The organism is Polaromonas sp. P3_B4, assembly GCF_056402835.1.
Genome location: NZ_JBFUGQ010000001.1, coordinates 2,230,115 through 2,247,801, shown reverse-complemented (window position 1 = coordinate 2,247,801; position 17,687 = coordinate 2,230,115). Strand labels below are relative to the sequence as shown.

Sequence of the window (17,687 nt, the reverse complement as noted above, 5' to 3'; positions counted from 1 at the left end):
CGGCACCACTTAATCATCAAAGGTAACTCATCATGGCTGATCACAACACGCAAAGCGAAGGCGGCTGCCCATTCTCGGGTGGCGCCCGCAAACATGCTCTGGCTGGTGCCGCAACGAACGCCGATTGGTGGCCCAACCAGCTGAACCTCAAGATCCTTCACCAGAACTCGTCGCTGTCCGATCCCATGGGCGAGGCGTTCAACTATGCCGAGGAATTCAAGACCCTGGACCTGCATGCCGTGGTGAAAGACCTCCATGAGCTCATGACGGATTCGCAGGAGTGGTGGCCTGCGGACTACGGCCACTATGGCCCATTCTTCGTTCGCATGGCGTGGCACAGCGCAGGCACCTACCGGATCGCCGACGGGCGCGGCGGCGCCGGCTCCGGCACACAGCGATTCGCACCGCTCAACAGCTGGCCGGACAACGGAAACCTCGACAAGGCACGCCGCCTGTTGTGGCCGATCAAGCAGAAATACGGCCGAAAAATCTCCTGGGCCGACCTGATGGTTCTGGCCGGCACCGTGGCCATGGACTCCATGGGATTCAAGACCTTCGGCTTTGCCGGCGGGCGCCCGGACGTCTGGGAGCCGGAAGAGATTTACTGGGGCCCTGAAGCCGAGTGGATGGGCGACAAGCGCTACACCGGCGACCGCGAACTCGAAAACCCGCTCGGTGCTGTGCAGATGGGGCTGATCTATGTGAACCCCGAGGGCCCGAACGGCAGACCGGACCCGCTGGGTTCGGCGCGGGACATCCGCGAGACCTTCGCCCGCATGGCGATGAACGACGAAGAAACTGTTGCGCTCACCGCCGGCGGGCACACCTTCGGCAAGGCCCACGGCGCAGCCGATCCGGGCCAGTACGTGGGTCCCGAGCCTGAGGGCGCCACCATTGAAGACCAGGGGTTTGGCTGGATCAACAAGTTCGGCGGCGGCCACGGCGTGCACACCGTCACCAGCGGTATCGAAGGTGCCTGGACCAAGAACCCCACCAAGTGGGACAACGGCTACTTCGAAAACCTGTTCGGCTACGAGTGGGAATTGACCAAGAGCCCCGCCGGTGCCCACCAGTGGAAGCCCAAAGACCCTGCCGCGTCGACCACCGTGCCGGATGCCCATGACTCCGCGCTGCGCCATGCCCCGATGATGACGACCGCCGACATGGCTATGCGCATGGATCCGGCTTACGAAAAAATCTCGCGGCGCTTCATGGCGAACCCGCAGGAGTTTGCCGACGCCTTCGCCCGGGCCTGGTACAAGCTGACGCACCGTGACATGGGCCCGGCTGCGCGCTACCTCGGCCCGCTGGTGCCGAAGGAGGCACTGATCTGGCAGGACCCGGTTCCCGCCGTCGATCATCCGCTGGTCAATGAGCAGGATACTGAGGGCCTCAAGGCCAAGGTCCTCGCGTCCGGGCTCTCCATCTCCCAGCTCGTCACAACGGCCTGGGCGTCTGCTTCCACCTTCCGTGGTAGCGACAAGCGCGGCGGCGCAAACGGTGCGCGCATACGCCTGGCACCGCAAAAGGATTGGGAAGTCAATCAACCGGCCGAGCTGGCGAAAGTCCTGAAAGTGCTGGAGGCCATCCAGGGCGAGTTCAATGGCGCGCAGTCTGGCCGCAAGAAGATTTCGCTGGCTGACCTGATCGTTCTCGGTGGCTGCGCGGCCGTCGAGGCAGCTGCCAGGAAGGCTGGCCACGACGTGAAGGTGCCTTTTTCACCGGGCCGTACGGACGCTTCGCAAGCGCAAACCGATGTGGCGTCGTTTGCCGTGCTGGAACCGGCCGCAGACGGTTTCCGAAACTACACCCGCAAGGGGCAGGCGCAGCGGGCAGCCGAGCAGCTGGTGGATCGCGCGAACCTGATGACGCTGAGCGCTCCCGAGATGACGGTTCTGGTCGGCGGCATGCGCGCCCTGAATGCCAATGTCGGGCAGGCACAGCATGGCGTTTTCACCAAGCGGCCCGGAACCTTGAGCAACGACTTCTTTGTGAACCTGCTCGAGATGCGCACGAAGTGGCAGAAATCTGCCGACGCTGAAGGTGTGCTGGAGGGCCGCGACCGCACGACGGGCGAACTCAAATGGACGGGTACGGTGATAGACCTCGTCTTCGGTTCGAACTCGCAGCTGCGGGCCATTGCGGAGGTCTATGCGTGCAGCGATTCGCAGCAGGTCTTCGTGCGTGACTTTGTGGCGGCCTGGAACAAGGTGATGAACCTGGACCGCTACGACCTTGCCTGATTGAGCAGACCCTCATAGGCGCTGATTGAGGCCAAGCCCGCCCCGGTGAAGACCGGAGCGGGCTTTTTTGCTTTCCATTACGCTTCGTCTTTTAGGAGCCTTCATGACGCAGCCCGCAGACAAGGATTTCGACAAAGGCCTCGCCACCCGCAAGCAGGTGATGGGCGAGGATTTTGTGGCCAATGCTTTCGACAAGGCCACCGATTTTTCCCTGCCGATCCAGCATTTCATTACCCGCAACGCCTGGGGCGATGTATGGCAGCGGCCGGGGCTGGATCTCAAGACGCGTAGCCTGATCACGGTGGCCATGCTGACGGCCCTCGGCAAACAGCATGAACTCAAGGGTCATGTGCGTGCCGCACTCAACAACGGCGTGACGCCGGAGCAGCTTCAGGAAGTGCTGCTGCACGCGAGCATTTATTGCGGCCTGCCCGCCGCGGTCGAGGCATTTCGCACGGCGGCCGAGGTTGTTGATGCGCCTCCAAAGGCTTGAGGTCTGTAAGCGATTTGAGGTTGTAGCCCTTCCAATACATGGATGTGTGGCTACTAAAAAGATAGCAAATAACTTTTATCCTTATCCGCCATGAATGAACCCAAGCCCTTGATCCGCCGCTGCACCGAGGCCGACTGGCCCGCCGTTTGGCCGCTGCTGCGCGCCACCTTTGAAGCAGGCGACACCTATGCCTTTTCGCCCCACAGCACAGAAGCTGAAATACACGCGGTGTGGATGGACGCGCCCCGGGCGACGTATGTAGTGCGTGAGGGGAACAGCGACGACGGCCGAGTGCTAGGCACCTACTTCATCAAACTCAACCAGCCGGGGCTGGGTGCGCATGTCTGCAACTGCGGCTATGTGGTCGCGCCCGAAGCGCAGGGCAAAGGCCTGGCGTCGGCGATGTGCGAGCACTCCCAGCAGGAAGCGCTGGCCATGGGTTTTCTGGCGATGCAGTTCAACCTGGTGGTGTCGACGAATGAGCGTGCTGTTCGGTTATGGCAAAGATTGGGGTTTGAGATTGTGGGGACCTTGCCGGGGGCTTTTCGGCATGTGAGGTTGGGGTTGGTGGATGCGTTTGTGATGTTCAAGACTTTGCGGCGTTGAGGCCGGGACAAGCCCCGGCCTCAACAAGAAAAACTCAAACCCATCCTTCAAGCACAACCTTCCCCCGCGCCTTCCCAGACTCCACCAACTCATGCGCCCGCCGCAAATTGGCGGCATTGATCGAACCAAACGTTTCCGTCAGCGTCGTGCGGATCAAGCCGGAATCGACAAGTTGGGCGACCTCATTGAGCAGGCGGTGCTGCGCCACCATGTCGGGTGTGCCGAAGAGGGGGCGTGTGAACATCAGTTCCCAGTGGATGGATGCGCTCTTGCGTTTGAACAGCGTGATGTCGAACTTCACCGGGTCGTCAATCAGGCCGAACTTGCCTTGTGGTGCGATGGCTTCGGCGATTTGTGCCAGGTGGCTGTCGGTTTGCGTGAGGCCCACGATGTAGTCCACCGCGGGGATGCCGATACGCTTGAGCTCTTCGGCAATCGGCCGGCTGTGGTCGATGACATGATGGGCGCCGAGTTCCTTCACCCAGGCTTGGGTTTCGGGCCGTGACGCGGTGCCTATCACGGTGAGCGAGGTCAGGCGCGTGGCCAGCTGCGTCATGATCGAGCCCACGCCGCCCGAGGCGCCGATGATGAGCAGTGTTTTGTTGTTGGGTGTTTTGCCCGGCACGATGCCGAGACGGTCGAACAGCATTTCCCAGGCGGTGATGCTGGTCAGCGGCAGGGCGGCCGCTTCGGCAAACCCCAGCGTTTGCGGCATGCGGCCGACGATGCGTTCATCGACCAGGTGGAGTTCGCTGTTGGTCCCGGGCCGGGCGATGGACCCCGCATACCAGACCTTGTCACCGGCCTTGAACAGTGTGACCTCGGGGCCGACGGCGCGCACGATGCCGCTGGCGTCATAGCCCAACACCTTGTAATCCGAGCCAGCGCTGCGCGCCGCGCTGGCGCGTACTTTGGTGTCCACCGGGTTCACTGACACGGCTTTCACCTCGACCAGCAGGTCGTGGCCGGTGGGCGTTGGGTCGGGCAGGGTGATGTCGGTCAAACCGGTTTGACCGGTCTGGTTGAGTGCATGGGCGTGTGTGTAGCCGATAGCTTTCATGGTGATTTCCTTTGCGTGTGATGTTGGGTGGTGTTGTGTTCAGCAGTGCTCAAAACTGATTCTTGGACTGTATTGGATTTGAAAATGAAGATAAACAAGCTTTCAATTGAAGCTATTTACAAATAAAATTTGTAAATGAAAGCCCTGCAAGACCTGGAAATCTTTGTTCGCACAGTCGAAACCGGCAGCCTGTCTGCCACCGCCCGCGGCTTGGACCTGACACCCGCCGCGGCCAGCGCCGCGCTCAAGCGGCTGGAGGAGGAACTGCAAGCGCAGCTCTTTGTGCGCTCGACCCGCAGCCTGCGCCTCACGCGCGAGGGCGAGGTGTTTCTGGCGCATTGCCGACCCGCGCTGGCGGCATTGCGCGATGCCCAGCTGGAGCTCGCCAGTGGCCTGCAGCAGGTGCGCGGTGTGCTGCAGCTGGCCGCGCCATCAGATTTTGGCCGCAATGTGCTGCTGCCCTGGCTGGAAGCGTTTCAGCTGTTGCATCCCGGCATTCAATACCGGCTGCACCTGTCGGATCGCGTGACCAATGTCTACAGCGACCTGGTGGATGCGGCTTTTCGGCAAGGCGAGCCGCCCGATTCCAGCATGCTGGCGTTGCCGGTGGATTTGACGAATCGGCGCGTGCTGTGTGCGTCACCTGCCTACCTCGCGTCGCACGGCACGCCTGACACGCCGCAGGCACTGACAAAGCATATTTGCCTGTGCTTCATGCTGGGTGAAGACGTGTATGACCGTTGGAAGTTCTGGAGAAATGGCGAAGAGCTCACGGTGCGTGCCACTGGCGGCAATGTTGCCAACGATGGCGACGCGGTTCGCCGATGGGCCCTGGCCGGCCGCGGCATCACTTACAAGTCGCGGCTGGATGTGGCGGGCGACCTGGCTGCGGGGCGGCTGGTCGCTCTGTGCACAGAATGGCAAACCGAGGCTGTGCCGCTGTACATGGTGTTACCGGGGCGGCGGCAACTGACGCCCGGCCTGCGCCTGCTCAGGGAATTTATCGGCGCACGCTGCCTGGCGCTTTCCGAAGCCCGGTGAAGCACTCGCCACATGAGGAAACCGTAGGTCCGTGTGCGGTGTGGAAAACCACCCTTACTTCAGGGTGGGGATCAGGACTACACGCTCGCGGTCGTGCGGGGCGCACAATGAATTTTCCAGTTGCCTCCCTGGTAGCTGCGAGACAGCCCGGCCGGCAGGCCTCTTCGCTGCAACCGTCCTGAAAGGAAAACAATACCCATGCAAGTCCAAGTCAATTCCAATCACACCATGCACACCGGCGAATCGTTCGAGCGCTGGGCCAGCACCGAACTCAACACCTCACTGAGCCGCTTCAAGGGTGACATCACGCGCATTGAGGTTCATATGAGCGATGAAAACAGCGACAAGATCAGCCCCGACCAGAAACGCTGCGTGATGGAGGCGCGGCTGGCGCATCATGAGCCACTGGCCGTCAACCACCACGCGCCCAGCCAGGACGAAGCCTTTCGCGGCGCAAGCGACAAGCTCAAACGGGTGCTTGACCACACGCTGGGAAAATTGCGCGACCACCACCGCACGCGTGAGACCATCCGGCACGAGCCGGACGCCATCTGAACCGTTGACTAACCCTGGTCGCCCAGGGGGACGGTCTTGGCCATCGCAAAGGGGCGGAGCATGGCCCCGCGCCGTTCAACGCATTGCTCTTCCCTCACCGCGAATCCCTGGCGCTCGAAAAATGGCCGGCTCACCAGGCTGGCCTCGGTAAAAAGCTCCACGATGCCGAGACCGCGCAGCGCAGTTTCGGCATGGCCATAAAGCTTCGAAGCCACACCGCGGCGCGCGGCAGCGGGCGACGTAAACAGGAGGTCAATATGGCCATTTTTTTCGTAGGCAATAAAGCCCAGCAGACCGCCGCCTTCCGCGTCTTGCGCCAGCAAAATTTGTAATGGCCTGAGCCGTGCTTTCCATGGGCCCAGATCGGGTGGGCGGGGCGCCCAGGCCTCGCGCTGCGCGGCGTTGTAGTGGCTTCCCGCCAGGCCATGAACCGCATCGGTGAACAGCTGGGCGACTGCGGCGAGGTCTGAATCCTGGTAAGGGCGGATATGCATGATGGGATCAACAGCGATAAAGCAGGCGATGATAAAGGTGATTTTGGCCTGCAGCCCATTCAGGGCGGGCGCAAGCAGCTATTAATTCAGTAGCATGCCAATGGCCGCCATCTTGGTCATTGGCGCATGGCAGTTGCGCTGACGCGGATAAAAACAGCCACGGCCTCTTCCTTTTACGGCAAACTGTAATGTCCTGCTCCCGAATGACAGGACATCAGCTGCCTGGGATTGGCTGCTGTGAAATAAAACTGCGCCTCACCTTATGAAAATAGCCCTGCTGTCCGATGTGCATGCCAACCTGCGTGCGCTGGAGGCCTGCCTTGCCCACGCTGCAGAGCAGGGCGCCGGCCGACTGGCCATACTGGGAGACCTGGTGGGCTATGGCGCGCAGCCGGCCGAGGTGGTGCAACGGATTCGCGACCTGGCTGAGGAGGGCGCCGTCGTGCTCAGGGGCAACCATGACCAGCACACGGTGACGCCGCCCGTACAGGCCCGTTCGGTCGACCAGAGCGGCGCAGCCTGGACGCACGAACGGCTGGACAAGGAGGCGCTGGATTTCCTGGAGAGACTGCCACTGACGGCCACCATTGGCACCGCGCTGCTGGTACACGCCAGTGCCGATTCGCCGGGGCGCTGGCACTATGTGGACAATGAACGCCGCGCCGAAGCCAGCCTTGACGCTGCGTCGCTCGATCCGGACGTGCGCTATGTGTTTTGCGGCCACGTACACCAGCAGACGCTGTATTTCCACGGTGCGGGGCAGGGGCTGATGCGCTTTCAGCCTACCCCGGGCGTGCTCATTCCGGTGCCGGCGCACCGTTACTGGCTCGCCACCGTGGGTTCGGTGGGCCAGCCGCGCGACGGCAATACCAAAGCCATGTATGCACTGTTTGACCCGGAGCTGGCCGAGCTGACTTTCCACCGCGTGGCTTATGACCACCTGGCTGCCGCAGCCGATGTGCGCGCTGCCGGCCTGCCCGCATACTTTGCGCAGCGGCTGGAGGCGGGCCTGTGAGGTTGATGGCACCCGGCACCGTGGTAGATGGATTTGTGGTTGGCGAATGCCTGCATGCCGGCGGCATGGCGCACATCTACCAGGTGGGGTATGCCGACGCAACGCACGCCGTACCTTTTCCGTTGGTGATGAAGGTGCCGCGCATGACGCCCGGCGACGGCGCGGAAAACATTGTGGGTTTTGAGGTCGAGCTGCAGCTGCTTTCCGTGCTGACCGGGCCGCATGTGCCGCGGCTGGTGGCTGCGGGAGACCTCGAAAAACTGCCCTACCTGGTGATGGAATACATCCCCGGCCGCACCCTGCAACAACTGCTGGACGAGGCCGCAGCGCCGCTGCCCGCGGAAGAAATTGCCCGGCTGGGTGTGGCAGTGGCCCAGGCGGTGCACAGCCTGCATCTGCAGGATGCCTGCCACCTGGACCTGAAACCGGCGAACGTGCTGATACGCCCCGGTGGCAATGCCGTGCTGCTCGACTTCGGTTTATCCTGCCATGCGCATTACCCGGACCTGCTGGCCGAAGAGCTGCGCCCCGCCGTTGGTTCCCCCACCTGGATGGCGCCCGAACAGGTGGTGGGCGTGCGTGGCGATCCGCGCAGCGACATCTTTGCCATCGGCGTGATGTTGTACGAACTGGCCACACGGGCGCTGCCTTTTGGCAGCCCGCAGACCCGCGGCGGCCTGCGGCAGCGCCTGTGGATGGACCCGGTGCCGCCGCGCACGCTGCGGCCCGACCTGCCCGAATGGCTGCAGGAAGTGATCCTGCACTGCCTGCAGAACGAAGCTGACCGGCGTTATGCGTCGGCTGCACACCTGGCGCTGGATCTCTCTGACCCAGCGCAGATCGCCGTGACGAGGCTGGGCCAGCGCCTGCAACCCACGGGCTTCTGGATGCATTTCAAGCGGTGGTTGCGCGCAGCGGGCAAAGATTACCAACCCAGCCCGCTGCCTTCCCGGCAAATTGATGCGGCGCCCATCATCCTGGTGGCCGTGCCTTGCCTGGACGTGAGCGACGCCACGCTGTATTCATTGCGGCGCGCCGTGATGCGGGTGCTGGGCACGACACCACGCGCACGGCTGGCCTGCGTGACGGTGATTGATCCTGCGGCAACCCCGGGCCACGACACTCAGACGAGTGAAACCACCGTGCACCGGCGCTACCTGGGCATGCTTCGCCAGTGGGCTCAGCCTTTGCACCTGAGCAGCCAGACGGTGTCTTTCCACGTCATCGAATCGGGCGATGTTGCGCAGGCACTGCTGCACTATGCCCAGGGCAATCATGTCAGCATGATCGTGATGGGCGCTGCGACGCATGGCCTGCAGATGCAGCGCCTGCTGGCGACGGTGCCGATCAAGGTCGCCATGGCGGCGCCCTGTACGGTGATTCTGGTGAAGCAGGAATTGCCGTTTGACCAGCTGGGGAATGAGGCGGATCCACCGACGCTCGCCGGCATCAACACGCCAATGGTTTAAGCGGAAAGCGCCCCCATCCCTTTGTGGACGAGCGCAAGGCGCTATATAAAACGTAGCAAATTAAAAAATTGAAAATGGCCCGTTCACGAGCCGGCCATGAGCCGGTGTACCAGGTCGGCCGTGGTGGACGCCTTGTACTTTCGCATCAGGCGGGCGCGGTAAATTTCGACGGTGCGGTGGCTGATCACCAGCGCGCGGCCGATTTCCTTGGAGGTCATGCCGTCCATCAGGTGCGCGGCCACTTCACGTTCACGCGCGGTGAGCTCGGCCGTGACGGGGCGGCGCGAACTCAGGTCCTCGAAAGTCCAGATGCCGGCTTCGTGCGGTGCGCTGCGGTTGAGTGCCCGCCCCGTGACGTGGCACCAGAAGGTTTCACCTTTGTTGCGGCCGTCCACGCGCTTCATGATGCGGTCGTCGGAATACAGGCCCTTGGCGTTCAGGATGGGAATCATGCGTGCGCCTATGCGCTCGTACTCGTCCGCACTGGGATAAAGAATCATGAATGACTGGCCGGCGAGCTGTTCGCGCGTGGCGCCAAACATCTCGCACAAATGCTGGTTGCAGTCCACAATGGAGCGGTTGCGGGACAGCACCAGTCCCACCGGTGCCAGATCGAATGCGAGTTGGTAATCGACTTCCACAGTACTTACCTTTACGGAAAACTACCTAACTTGATAAGTAGTATCGTAATGGATTGCTGATGGCACCTGCCAGCGTCACGACACAAGGAGATTATTTGTGAAAAAACTTTTCCCTTCCGCCGCAGAAGCCCTCAAGGGCGTCGTCAAGGACGGCCAGCTGATGGCCGTTGGCGGTTTCGGCCTGTGCGGTATCCCCGAGGCGCTGATCGAAGCCCTGCGCGACAGCCAGGTGAAGAACCTCACCGTGATTTCCAACAACGCCGGTGTTGACGGCTTCGGCCTGGGCAAGCTGCTGGAAACGCGGCAGATCAAAAAAATGATTTCGAGCTACGTCGGCGAGAACAAGGAGTTTGAGCGCCAGTACCTGGCGGGCGAGCTGGAGCTGGACTTCACGCCGCAAGGCACGCTGGCAGAAAAGCTGCGCGCAGGCGGTGCCGGCATTCCGGCCTTCTTCACCAAGACCGGCGTGGGCACGCAAGTGGCAGACGGCAAGGAGCTGCGCGAGTTTGACGGCGAGACCTATGTGATGGAACGTTCACTGGTGCCTGATGTGTCGCTGGTCAAGGCGCACACGGCCGACAAGTCCGGCAACCTGCGCTTTAACCTCACGGCCCGCAATTTCAACCCGGCCGCCGCAATGGCCGGCAAGATTTGCATTGTCGAGGTGGAGAAGATCGTTGAGGTCGGCGAGCTGGCGCCGGACGACATCCATCTGCCCGGTATTTATGTGCATCGCATTGTGCTCAATGCGAACCCCGAAAAGCGCATCGAAAAGCGAACCATCACCGAGAAAGCGGGAGTTTGATATGCCCTGGACCCAAGACCAAATGGCGGCACGCGCCGCCCAGGAACTCGAAGACGGTTTCTATGTGAACCTCGGCATCGGCATCCCGACGCTGGTGGCCAACTTCACGGGTGACAAGGAAGTGTGGCTGCAGTCGGAAAACGGCATGCTGGGCATTGGCCCGTTTCCGACCGAAGACCAGGTGGACGCCGACCTGATCAACGCCGGCAAACAGACCGTGACGACGATCAAGGGCTCATCCATCTTTGGCAGCCATGAAAGCTTCGCGATGATTCGCGGCGGCAAGATCAATTTGTCGATTCTGGGCGCCATGCAGGTCAGCGAAAAAGGCGACCTTGCCAACTGGATGATCCCGGGCAAGATGGTCAAAGGCATGGGCGGCGCGATGGACCTTGTTGCCGGCGTCAAGCGCGTGATCGTCCTGATGGAGCACGTTGCCAAAAAGAAAGACGGCACCGAAGACATGAAGATACTGCCGAAATGCACGCTGCCGTTGACGGGCGTGGGCGTGGTGGACCGCATCATCACAGACCTCGCCGTGATGGACGTGGTGCCCGAAGGCCTCAAGCTGGTGGAGCTTGCACCCGGCGTCACCCGCGAGGTCTTGCAGGCCAAGACGGGTGTCCAGCTGATTTGATCTGCAGCCGGGCGGTGGTTTTGCACTGCCGCCCGGCAACTTTCAGCGTGCGGCTAACGGCTGCACAGGGTTGCGGAAGACCTGCACCAGGCCCAGCAGGATCGCCAGCATGCCCGCCAGGCTCCAGGGCGCCAGGCGGTTGCCCAGCACCAGGTAGTCGAGGGCAGCCGTGCCTGCAGGCACCAGGTAGAACAAGCTGGTGACGTTGACCAGATTGCCCGCGTGAATCAGGCGGTACAGCAGCAGTGTGGCTACCACCGACATGACAACCCCCATCCACACCAGTGCCACCCAGAAGCCGGTGCCCAGATCAACAGACATCGGCTGAAACGGCGCAAAGAGCAGGCACAGCAACAGGCTGCAGGCCAGCTGCAGCGGCAGCACTTCGCGCGGCGCTTGCCTGACTGACTTTTGCAGGATGGCGCCCACTGTCATGCAAGCCAAAGCGCCAAAAGCAAACAGCATCCCGGTGGTGGTGAAGTGCGCACGCGCAATGCTTTCATACACCACCAGCACCAGTCCGCCCAGGGCCAGGCCAAGGCCTGCCAGCCGCCGCCGCGAAAAGGCCTGGCGCTCTGTCAATGCCAGCGTCAGGATGGGCTGCACGCCCAGCACGGTGGCCAGCACGCCGGGCGTGAGGCCGTGGTCCAGCGCCAGCAAATGGCAGATGGAATAGCTGCCGATCATCAAAAGCCCCGTCAGCGCGACGCGCAGGCGCGTGCCGGGCGCCGGCAGCCAACGCCGTCTGGCCAACCCGAGTGCCAGCAGAATGCTGAGCGCAAGGGCAAACCGTAAACCCAGAAAGGCGAAAGGGCTGGCGTGCTGCAGCCCGAGTTTGGAGAAAAGCGCGCCGCTGCTCCAGATCAGGACGAAAAGGGAAGTCGGGCCGAAGGTGGCCCAGGCCGTGTTTTTTGAAATCATGAAATTACCTGCCGAAAGAAGGACAAGCTCCAGCGAGCGCACGTGGCGCGGCTGCGCCAGTGGCTGAATCAAACGAGGCTGGAGAGCTGGACCGGCTGGGACTCAGCCGGGAGCGCGCGCGGCCGGCGGGTAAGCGCCGGAAGCGACCACGTTGCGCGGAGGTGCGGCAGGTGGGGGAGCGGTAAAGCCGCCTGTCAGGCGCATGTCATCGGCCAGCAGGGCTGGCGCAGTGGCATGGCTTGAAAAAGGCGTGTACATGGGCAGACTATACCCGGTGAAACGGCGGCGGGAGCGATGGGCTCATGAAGAGACGCTGCGCGGGGTTCAGGACGCGGCTTTTTTGCCACGCTTGCTGCGCGTGGCCGAGGGTGACTGGGTGGCCTGGGCGGCCGGTTTTGCGGCAGCCTTGCGCTTCGTTGCGGGTGGTGTTTGCAGCAGCTCGTCTTTTGCGAGGTTTTCAATCATCGCCAGCAGCACCGCGCGCGTGGTTTTGATGTCTTCGGGTGCAATGCCTTCGATGCTGACGTTGTTGGTTTCTTCGGCCAAAGGCACCAGCAGCTTCTTGAGCGCCCGGCCTTTGTCGCTCAGGTGCACGTACATATTTTTCTTGTTGGTGGGCAGCTGCTTGCGCACGATGTAGCCCAGCGACTCCATGGCCTTCATCGCAATGAACGTGGTGGGTTCCATCACGCCTGCGCGCGCGCTGAGCTCCTTTTGCGTCAGCCCGTCCGACTCCCAGAGAATGCGCAGGAAGGTCCAGTGACCAAAGGGAACACCATGCTCTGCCAGCCGCACCTGCAGCGCGCGGTGAAAGGCCCGTGAGGCATCACGGATCAGGTGCGCGAGGCGGTCATTGGGAACGGCTTCACGCCAGTGCCGGATGATGTTTTGGGTGTCGTTGGTCATGAACCGGCATTGTGACGCACTTGATACCCCGGCCGGCAATCCCGCCCGGTGCGGGCAGACTCCAGCAGCGCCAGGCACACCGCCGTGGTGGCCCGGGCCCATTCACCGCTGTGAACCGGTGAGTCGCCGTTCACCACTGCGGCAAAGAGCTCATCGATCACTTCCTGGCGCGGAACCGGCGGGGCTGGAAGGGGGTCGAAGGTTTTTTCGCCGTCAGCGTAGATGGCGATGCCTGCCGGACCGGGGCGAAGATCCGCTTTTTCGCAGCTGACGATGAACTGGCCGAAGTGCTGGTGCTGCAGGCCTTGCGGCAGGGCGGTGCCGGCCATGTACAGGCTACCGCCGTAGTTGCGCGCCGCTTTCAGCGCGGCTTCTTCAGCCGGGGTGGACGCAACCTGCAGCCGTTTGCGGGCGGCGCCATAGTCATTCGGGTTTTTGGCCTGGCCCATTTCGCCGATGTTGCCCAGCAGCTCATCCGAGTCATAGTGACCATAGCCGCTGTAGGTGGCAGAGGCGAACGCACCGCCTTCAAATTCGATCAATGCGCTGTAGGCACCTTCAGTGGGGCGAGCGGTATCCCAGGCGCCGCTGTGGGCCCGCACGCTGCGTACCAGGCCTCCGCCCAGCAGCCGCACGATGTCCATCTGGTGTGTAGCCTGGCTATGGATCACGCCGCCACCGGCCGCAGTGTCGAGTTCTTCCGGCCTGCGCGGGCGATAGAGAAAGTCGGTGTAGTTCATGGCGTGGATCATCTTCACCGAACCATACCGGCCGCTGTCGATGAGTTCGCGCGTGCGCCGTATCGGCATGTTGAAGCTGTGGCTGTGGCCCACGATCAGGTGAACGCCTGCGCTGCGGGCCGCTTCAATCATGCTGGTGCATTCGTCCACCGTCAGGGCCATCGGTTTTTCCACCAGCACATGTTTGCCGAAAGAGGCGGCCAGGCGGACGTGCTCCGCATGGAACTGGTGGGGCGATGCGATGTAAAGCACTTCCACAGCCGGGTTGGCGCACAGCGCTTCAATGGATTCGTAGCTGGGTGCGGCAAAGTCTCTTTCAAACTGCGCGCGGGCCTGGGCAATCGGGTCGGTCGCGCCCACCAGCGTGACGCGGCTGTCATGCACAAAGGTGGGCAGCATGAGCGTGAACGCCCGTCCCAGGCCCACCACGCCCATCTTCAGTGTGCGGTTTGTCATAAGTCCAGTACCAGTTCAGGCGATTTTGCCCGCGAGACGCACACCATGATGTGGTCGGCCTTTTCCTCGTCGGTCAGCACCATGTCGCGGTGCTCGGCCTCGCCTGCCAGCAGGCGTGTCTTGCAGGTTCCGCAGGTGCCGCTTTCGCAAGAGCTGGCCACGCGCAGGCCTGTGCCGCGCAAGGCCTCCAGAATGGTTTGTTCTGCACTAACCTCGACGGTCCTCCCGCTCTTTTGAAGCCGCACGGTAAAGGGCGTGTTTTCGGCGTACACCTTGGCGTCGACGCCGAAGCTTTCAAAATGCACCGAACCCGAAGGCCAGTGGCCCGACATGTCGGCCACGCTGTCCATCAGGCCTTTGGGGCCGCAGCAGTAAATGTGCGCGGCGGTGGGGTTTTCAAACACCGGCCACAGGTCCAGCGCCTGGTCGATGTCGCCGTTGTCGTGGTGAATCTGCACCTGGCCCGCAAACTCCGATTGCAGCTCGTGGATGAACGCTGTACTGCCCGCGTCGCGCGTGCAGTAGTAGAGCTTGAAGCCGGCGTTCGTGCGCTTGAGGTGGCGCATCATCGATAGCACCGGCGTGATGCCGATACCGCCCGCCACGAAGATCGACTCCGCGGCGTGGCTTGCCAGTTCGAAGTTGTTGCGCGGCGCGCTGACCGACAGCAACTGCCCCGCATGCACGTCATCCGCCATGCTGATGGATCCGCCACGGCCGCGCTCATCACGCTTGACGGCGATCTGCCAGGCGCCGTTGTCGGCCGGGTCGCTGCACAGGGAATAGTTGCGCCGCACGCCGCTCGGCACTTCAACCGTCAGGTGCGAACCGGGCGTGAAGGCGGGCAGGGGATCGCCGTCCGGATGACGCAACTCGAACAGGTAAATGCCTTGTGCAACCGCTTCCTTCCTGACCACCCGCAGTTTAAAAAAATCCGGCTCAATGGCGGCCGCGGTGGGGCTGCCTGCCGCGACGCTAGGGTTAACGCTCATCGTTGTCTCCGTATGGTGATTGACAAATGTCAAAAGCCCGATATTCTTAGTGTGCTAAGAATAATCTGCTTGCCCCGGATTTGCAAGCTGCTTTTGATTTCATGCCGAGCCCATGAATTTGCAACCGATGTGAAGGATATTTGCGATGTTGACCGCTGAAGAAAATGACCTGTTGTGCCGCGTGGAGGGTCAGGCTCCCATGGGCCAGTTGATGCGCCGTCACTGGACACCGGTCTGCCTGATCGAAGAAGTCAGTGAGCCTGACGGCACGCCGGTCAAGGCACGGGTGTTTGGGGAAGACCTGGTGGTGTTTCGCGACACCAAAGGCCGGGTCGGCGTGATGGACGAATATTGCCCGCACCGGCGCGTGTCGCTGGTGTTTGGCCGGAATGAAGACTGCGGCCTGCGTTGCCTCTATCACGGCTGGAAGATGGACGTGGAGGGTAATGTGCTGGAGATGGTTTCAGAACCCGCCGCCAGCGGCATGGCGCAAAAGGTCAAGCACCTGGCTTATCCGGTGAAGGAGTGGGGCGGTTTTGTCTGGGCTTACATGGGGCCGAAAGAAACGCAGCCCGAGTTCGTGCCACCGGCCTGGGCGCCCACTGCCGACACGAAGGTGACGATTGCCAAGGCCCTGATTCCCTGCAACTGGGCGCAAATCCTGGAAGGCGCGATCGACTCGGCCCACAGCTCCAGCCTGCATTCCTCCGACATGGTGCCGGCGCGCGTGGAAGGTGCCGAGGCCACGGATACCAACTGGCTGCGGCCCTCAACCGACAAGGCGCCGCGCATGCAGGTGGAGCGCGGCTCCTACGGTTTCCGTTACGCGGCCATACGCCGTCCCATCAAGAATGCGGCGGCCAATGACTACATCCGTTCGACCGTATTTGTGGCGCCTGCCACCGCGTTGATCCCGCCCAACAACCTGTACAACGTCGCCAATATCAACGTGCCGATGGACGATACCAACACCGCGTTCTATTTCATTGCGTGGGGCCATCCGTCGCAGACGCCCGACACCGGCACCTGGCGAAAGTTTCTTGGCCAGCAGCTGGGCGCCGACCTGGACGAAAAATACCAGCCACTGCGCAACCGTGCCAACCACTTCTGGCAGGACCGCGAAGCCATGAAAGCCGGTAACTTCACCGGTATCACCGGTTTCCCCAATCAGGACATCGCCATGTGGGTGACCATGGGCCCGATTGCCGACAGAACGCATGAACGTCTGGGCGCCAGCGACATGGCGGTGGTGGAGTTTCGCAGGCAGATGCTGGAGGCGGTGAGCGCGTTCCAGGCGGGGGAAGCCGCCATCGGCACAGGCGAGCTCCGTATTCCGCCCAGTGTGGTCGCTTTTCAGGCTATTGTTCCGAAAACGACGGACTGGCGTGCCTACCAGGCGTCCTATGTGTGGGATTCCCGCGAGCCAGCGCTGGAACCGTCCTATTCCACCTAGGGCGCCACATAGGGCATTTTTTCTGCCTCTGTGCTTCTTTTCCGCCATGACACTTTAAAAAATCATCAGGAGACATTTCATGAAACAGCGCCGTCATCTTCTTCATCTTCTAGGGGCCAGCGCCATCCTGGCAGCCGGCACTCTGCTGCCGATGTTTGCCGCCGCCCAGGGTGCCTACCCCAATCGCCCCATCAAGTTCGTGGTGCCCTACGCGGCCGGCGGCCTGCCCGACACCGTGGCCCGCATTTTTGCGCAGCGGCTGGGCGACAAGCTCGGCCAGTCAGTGGTGGTTGACAACCGTCCGGGTGCCAATGGCGTCGTGGCCGCGCAGGCGCTGGCCACCGCCCCGAAAGACGGCTACACCTTCCTGGTAACGGACGGCTCGATGTTCTCCATCAATCCCGCCATCTACAAAAGCCTGGGTTACGACTTCAAACGCGATTTCATGCCCGTGTCGCTCGCGGCTCGCGCGCCGCTGTACCTGGCGGTTCATCCCAAAGTACAGGTCAATACATTTCAGGAGTTCATCGCGCTCGCCAAGGCCAAACCGGGAACCTTGAACTACGGCTCTTCGGGCATTGGCAGCACGCACCACCTGACCATGGAGGCGCTGAAGGCATCGCTCGGCCTGCAAATCACGCATGTGCCGTTCAAGGGCACGGGCCAGTCGGTTCCGGCGCTGATCGGCGGACAGGTCGACGTGTTGTTCTCGGCGCTGCCGTCCCTGGCCGGTTTTGTGAAAGGCGGGCAGGTCAAGCTGCTGGCCAACAATGCGGCCCAGCGCTCCAGCCAGGAGCCCAATGTGCCGGCGATTGCGGAAACCATTCCTGGGTTTGACTTCGCGCCCATCGTGGGCGTGCTGGCCGCTACGGGCACGCCGGCGAGTGCGATAGAGCGCATCAGCGCCGAGATGGCCCAGATCGCCAGGATGCCGGAAGTCATCACCACGCTGAACAACGCCGGCATCGAGCCCATCGGTAGCAGCCCTGCCGACTACAACAAGGCCATCCTCGGTGAAAACGAACGCCTGGCCAAGGCCATCGTGGCCTCCGGCATCAAGCCGGAATAAGGAGCCGCCCACAAAACCCTCCTGGCGTTGTTGCGCCGCCTTGCCGTGCTGTAGCACTGTCTGCGGCGACGCGCCTAGCCAGGACCGCTCC

19 protein-coding genes are annotated in these 17,687 nt (G+C 62.2%); 11 read left to right on the top strand and 8 right to left on the bottom strand.

What is annotated here, in order from left to right:
- Window positions 1-32 precede the first annotated feature (32 nt).
- The 3 genes from katG (at window position 33) to AC1DVV_RS10635 (ending at window position 3,342) form a co-directional block, all read left to right on the top strand.
- Complete coding sequence (katG, locus tag AC1DVV_RS10645) at window positions 33-2,243, top strand: catalase/peroxidase HPI (protein ID WP_477665667.1); 2,211 nt, start codon at window positions 33-35, stop codon at window positions 2,241-2,243.
- A gap of 103 nt (window positions 2,244-2,346) precedes the next feature.
- Window positions 2,347-2,736: a carboxymuconolactone decarboxylase family protein gene (locus AC1DVV_RS10640; protein WP_457280169.1), complete on the top strand. Its 390-nt coding sequence runs from the start codon at window positions 2,347-2,349 to the stop codon at window positions 2,734-2,736.
- A gap of 90 nt (window positions 2,737-2,826) precedes the next feature.
- Entirely contained in the window at window positions 2,827-3,342 is a 516-nt protein-coding gene (locus tag AC1DVV_RS10635) for an N-acetyltransferase family protein (RefSeq protein WP_477701787.1), read from the top strand.
- A gap of 34 nt (window positions 3,343-3,376) precedes the next feature.
- Here AC1DVV_RS10635 and AC1DVV_RS10630 read toward each other — a convergent pair whose 3' ends face one another.
- Window positions 3,377-4,402, bottom strand: a complete 1,026-nt coding sequence (locus AC1DVV_RS10630; RefSeq protein WP_477701786.1) for a zinc-binding alcohol dehydrogenase family protein — start codon at window positions 4,400-4,402, stop codon at window positions 3,377-3,379.
- A gap of 135 nt (window positions 4,403-4,537) precedes the next feature.
- Here AC1DVV_RS10630 and AC1DVV_RS10625 point away from each other — a divergent pair, with 135 nt between their 5' ends.
- A complete protein-coding gene (locus AC1DVV_RS10625; protein WP_477701785.1) occupies window positions 4,538-5,443 on the top strand; it encodes a LysR family transcriptional regulator in 906 nt (301 codons plus the stop codon).
- Between the two features lie 198 nt (window positions 5,444-5,641).
- The gene (locus AC1DVV_RS10620) at window positions 5,642-5,998 is read left to right on the top strand and encodes an HPF/RaiA family ribosome-associated protein (protein ID WP_457280173.1); all 357 of its coding nucleotides are present in this window, start codon (window positions 5,642-5,644) and stop codon (window positions 5,996-5,998) included.
- Window positions 5,999-6,006: 8 nt separating this feature from the next.
- Here the strand turns inward: AC1DVV_RS10620 and AC1DVV_RS10615 are convergent, their stop codons facing one another.
- Window positions 6,007-6,492: a GNAT family N-acetyltransferase gene (locus AC1DVV_RS10615; protein ID WP_477701784.1), complete on the bottom strand. Its 486-nt coding sequence runs from the start codon at window positions 6,490-6,492 to the stop codon at window positions 6,007-6,009.
- A gap of 262 nt (window positions 6,493-6,754) precedes the next feature.
- Here AC1DVV_RS10615 and AC1DVV_RS10610 point away from each other — a divergent pair, with 262 nt between their 5' ends.
- Both AC1DVV_RS10610 and AC1DVV_RS10605 read left to right on the top strand, forming a co-directional pair.
- Window positions 6,755-7,507, top strand: coding sequence for a metallophosphoesterase family protein (locus AC1DVV_RS10610; protein ID WP_477689295.1), 753 nt, complete (start codon window positions 6,755-6,757; stop codon window positions 7,505-7,507).
- Window positions 7,504-8,976, top strand: a complete 1,473-nt coding sequence (locus AC1DVV_RS10605) for a protein kinase domain-containing protein (RefSeq protein WP_477665668.1) — start codon at window positions 7,504-7,506, stop codon at window positions 8,974-8,976. Before AC1DVV_RS10610 ends, AC1DVV_RS10605 begins: the two co-directional genes overlap by 4 nt.
- Window positions 8,977-9,059: 83 nt before the next feature.
- Here AC1DVV_RS10605 and AC1DVV_RS10600 read toward each other — a convergent pair whose 3' ends face one another.
- Entirely contained in the window at window positions 9,060-9,617 is a 558-nt protein-coding gene (locus AC1DVV_RS10600) for a helix-turn-helix transcriptional regulator (protein ID WP_457280177.1), read from the bottom strand.
- Between the two features lie 97 nt (window positions 9,618-9,714).
- On the opposite strand from AC1DVV_RS10600, the gene AC1DVV_RS10595 reads away from it, so the two are divergent.
- The gene (locus tag AC1DVV_RS10595) at window positions 9,715-10,422 is read left to right on the top strand and encodes a CoA transferase subunit A (RefSeq protein ID WP_457280178.1); all 708 of its coding nucleotides are present in this window, start codon (window positions 9,715-9,717) and stop codon (window positions 10,420-10,422) included.
- Window position 10,423: 1 nt separating this feature from the next.
- Window positions 10,424-11,059 carry a 3-oxoacid CoA-transferase subunit B gene (locus AC1DVV_RS10590; protein WP_457280179.1) on the top strand — a complete coding sequence of 212 codons (636 nt, stop codon included), beginning with the start codon at window positions 10,424-10,426 and terminating at the stop codon, window positions 11,057-11,059.
- A 42-nt stretch (window positions 11,060-11,101) separates the two neighbouring features.
- Here AC1DVV_RS10590 and AC1DVV_RS10585 read toward each other — a convergent pair whose 3' ends face one another.
- The 5 genes from AC1DVV_RS10585 to AC1DVV_RS10565 all read right to left on the bottom strand — a co-directional run bounded on the left by AC1DVV_RS10585 (window position 11,102) and on the right by AC1DVV_RS10565 (window position 15,074).
- A complete protein-coding gene (locus tag AC1DVV_RS10585) occupies window positions 11,102-11,980 on the bottom strand; it encodes a DMT family transporter (RefSeq protein WP_477701783.1) in 879 nt (292 codons plus the stop codon).
- 102 nt (window positions 11,981-12,082) lie between these two features.
- A complete protein-coding gene (locus tag AC1DVV_RS10580) occupies window positions 12,083-12,238 on the bottom strand; it encodes a hypothetical protein (protein WP_477689298.1) in 156 nt (51 codons plus the stop codon).
- Between the two features lie 66 nt (window positions 12,239-12,304).
- Window positions 12,305-12,886 carry a MarR family winged helix-turn-helix transcriptional regulator gene (locus AC1DVV_RS10575; RefSeq protein ID WP_457280182.1) on the bottom strand — a complete coding sequence of 194 codons (582 nt, stop codon included), beginning with the start codon at window positions 12,884-12,886 and terminating at the stop codon, window positions 12,305-12,307.
- Complete coding sequence (locus AC1DVV_RS10570) at window positions 12,883-14,082, bottom strand: Gfo/Idh/MocA family protein (protein WP_477701782.1); 1,200 nt, start codon at window positions 14,080-14,082, stop codon at window positions 12,883-12,885. The genes AC1DVV_RS10575 and AC1DVV_RS10570 overlap by 4 nt, the downstream gene beginning before the upstream one ends.
- Window positions 14,079-15,074, bottom strand: a complete 996-nt coding sequence (locus AC1DVV_RS10565) for a PDR/VanB family oxidoreductase (RefSeq protein ID WP_477701781.1) — start codon at window positions 15,072-15,074, stop codon at window positions 14,079-14,081. Before AC1DVV_RS10565 ends, AC1DVV_RS10570 begins: the two co-directional genes overlap by 4 nt.
- Before the next feature lie 145 nt (window positions 15,075-15,219).
- Between AC1DVV_RS10565 and AC1DVV_RS10560 the strand changes: the two genes are divergently transcribed.
- Window positions 15,220-16,527, top strand: a complete 1,308-nt coding sequence (locus tag AC1DVV_RS10560) for a Rieske 2Fe-2S domain-containing protein (RefSeq protein WP_477701780.1) — start codon at window positions 15,220-15,222, stop codon at window positions 16,525-16,527.
- Window positions 16,528-16,606: 79 nt separating this feature from the next.
- Complete coding sequence (locus tag AC1DVV_RS10555; protein ID WP_477665672.1) at window positions 16,607-17,596, top strand: Bug family tripartite tricarboxylate transporter substrate binding protein; 990 nt, start codon at window positions 16,607-16,609, stop codon at window positions 17,594-17,596.
- Window positions 17,597-17,687 lie beyond the last annotated feature (91 nt).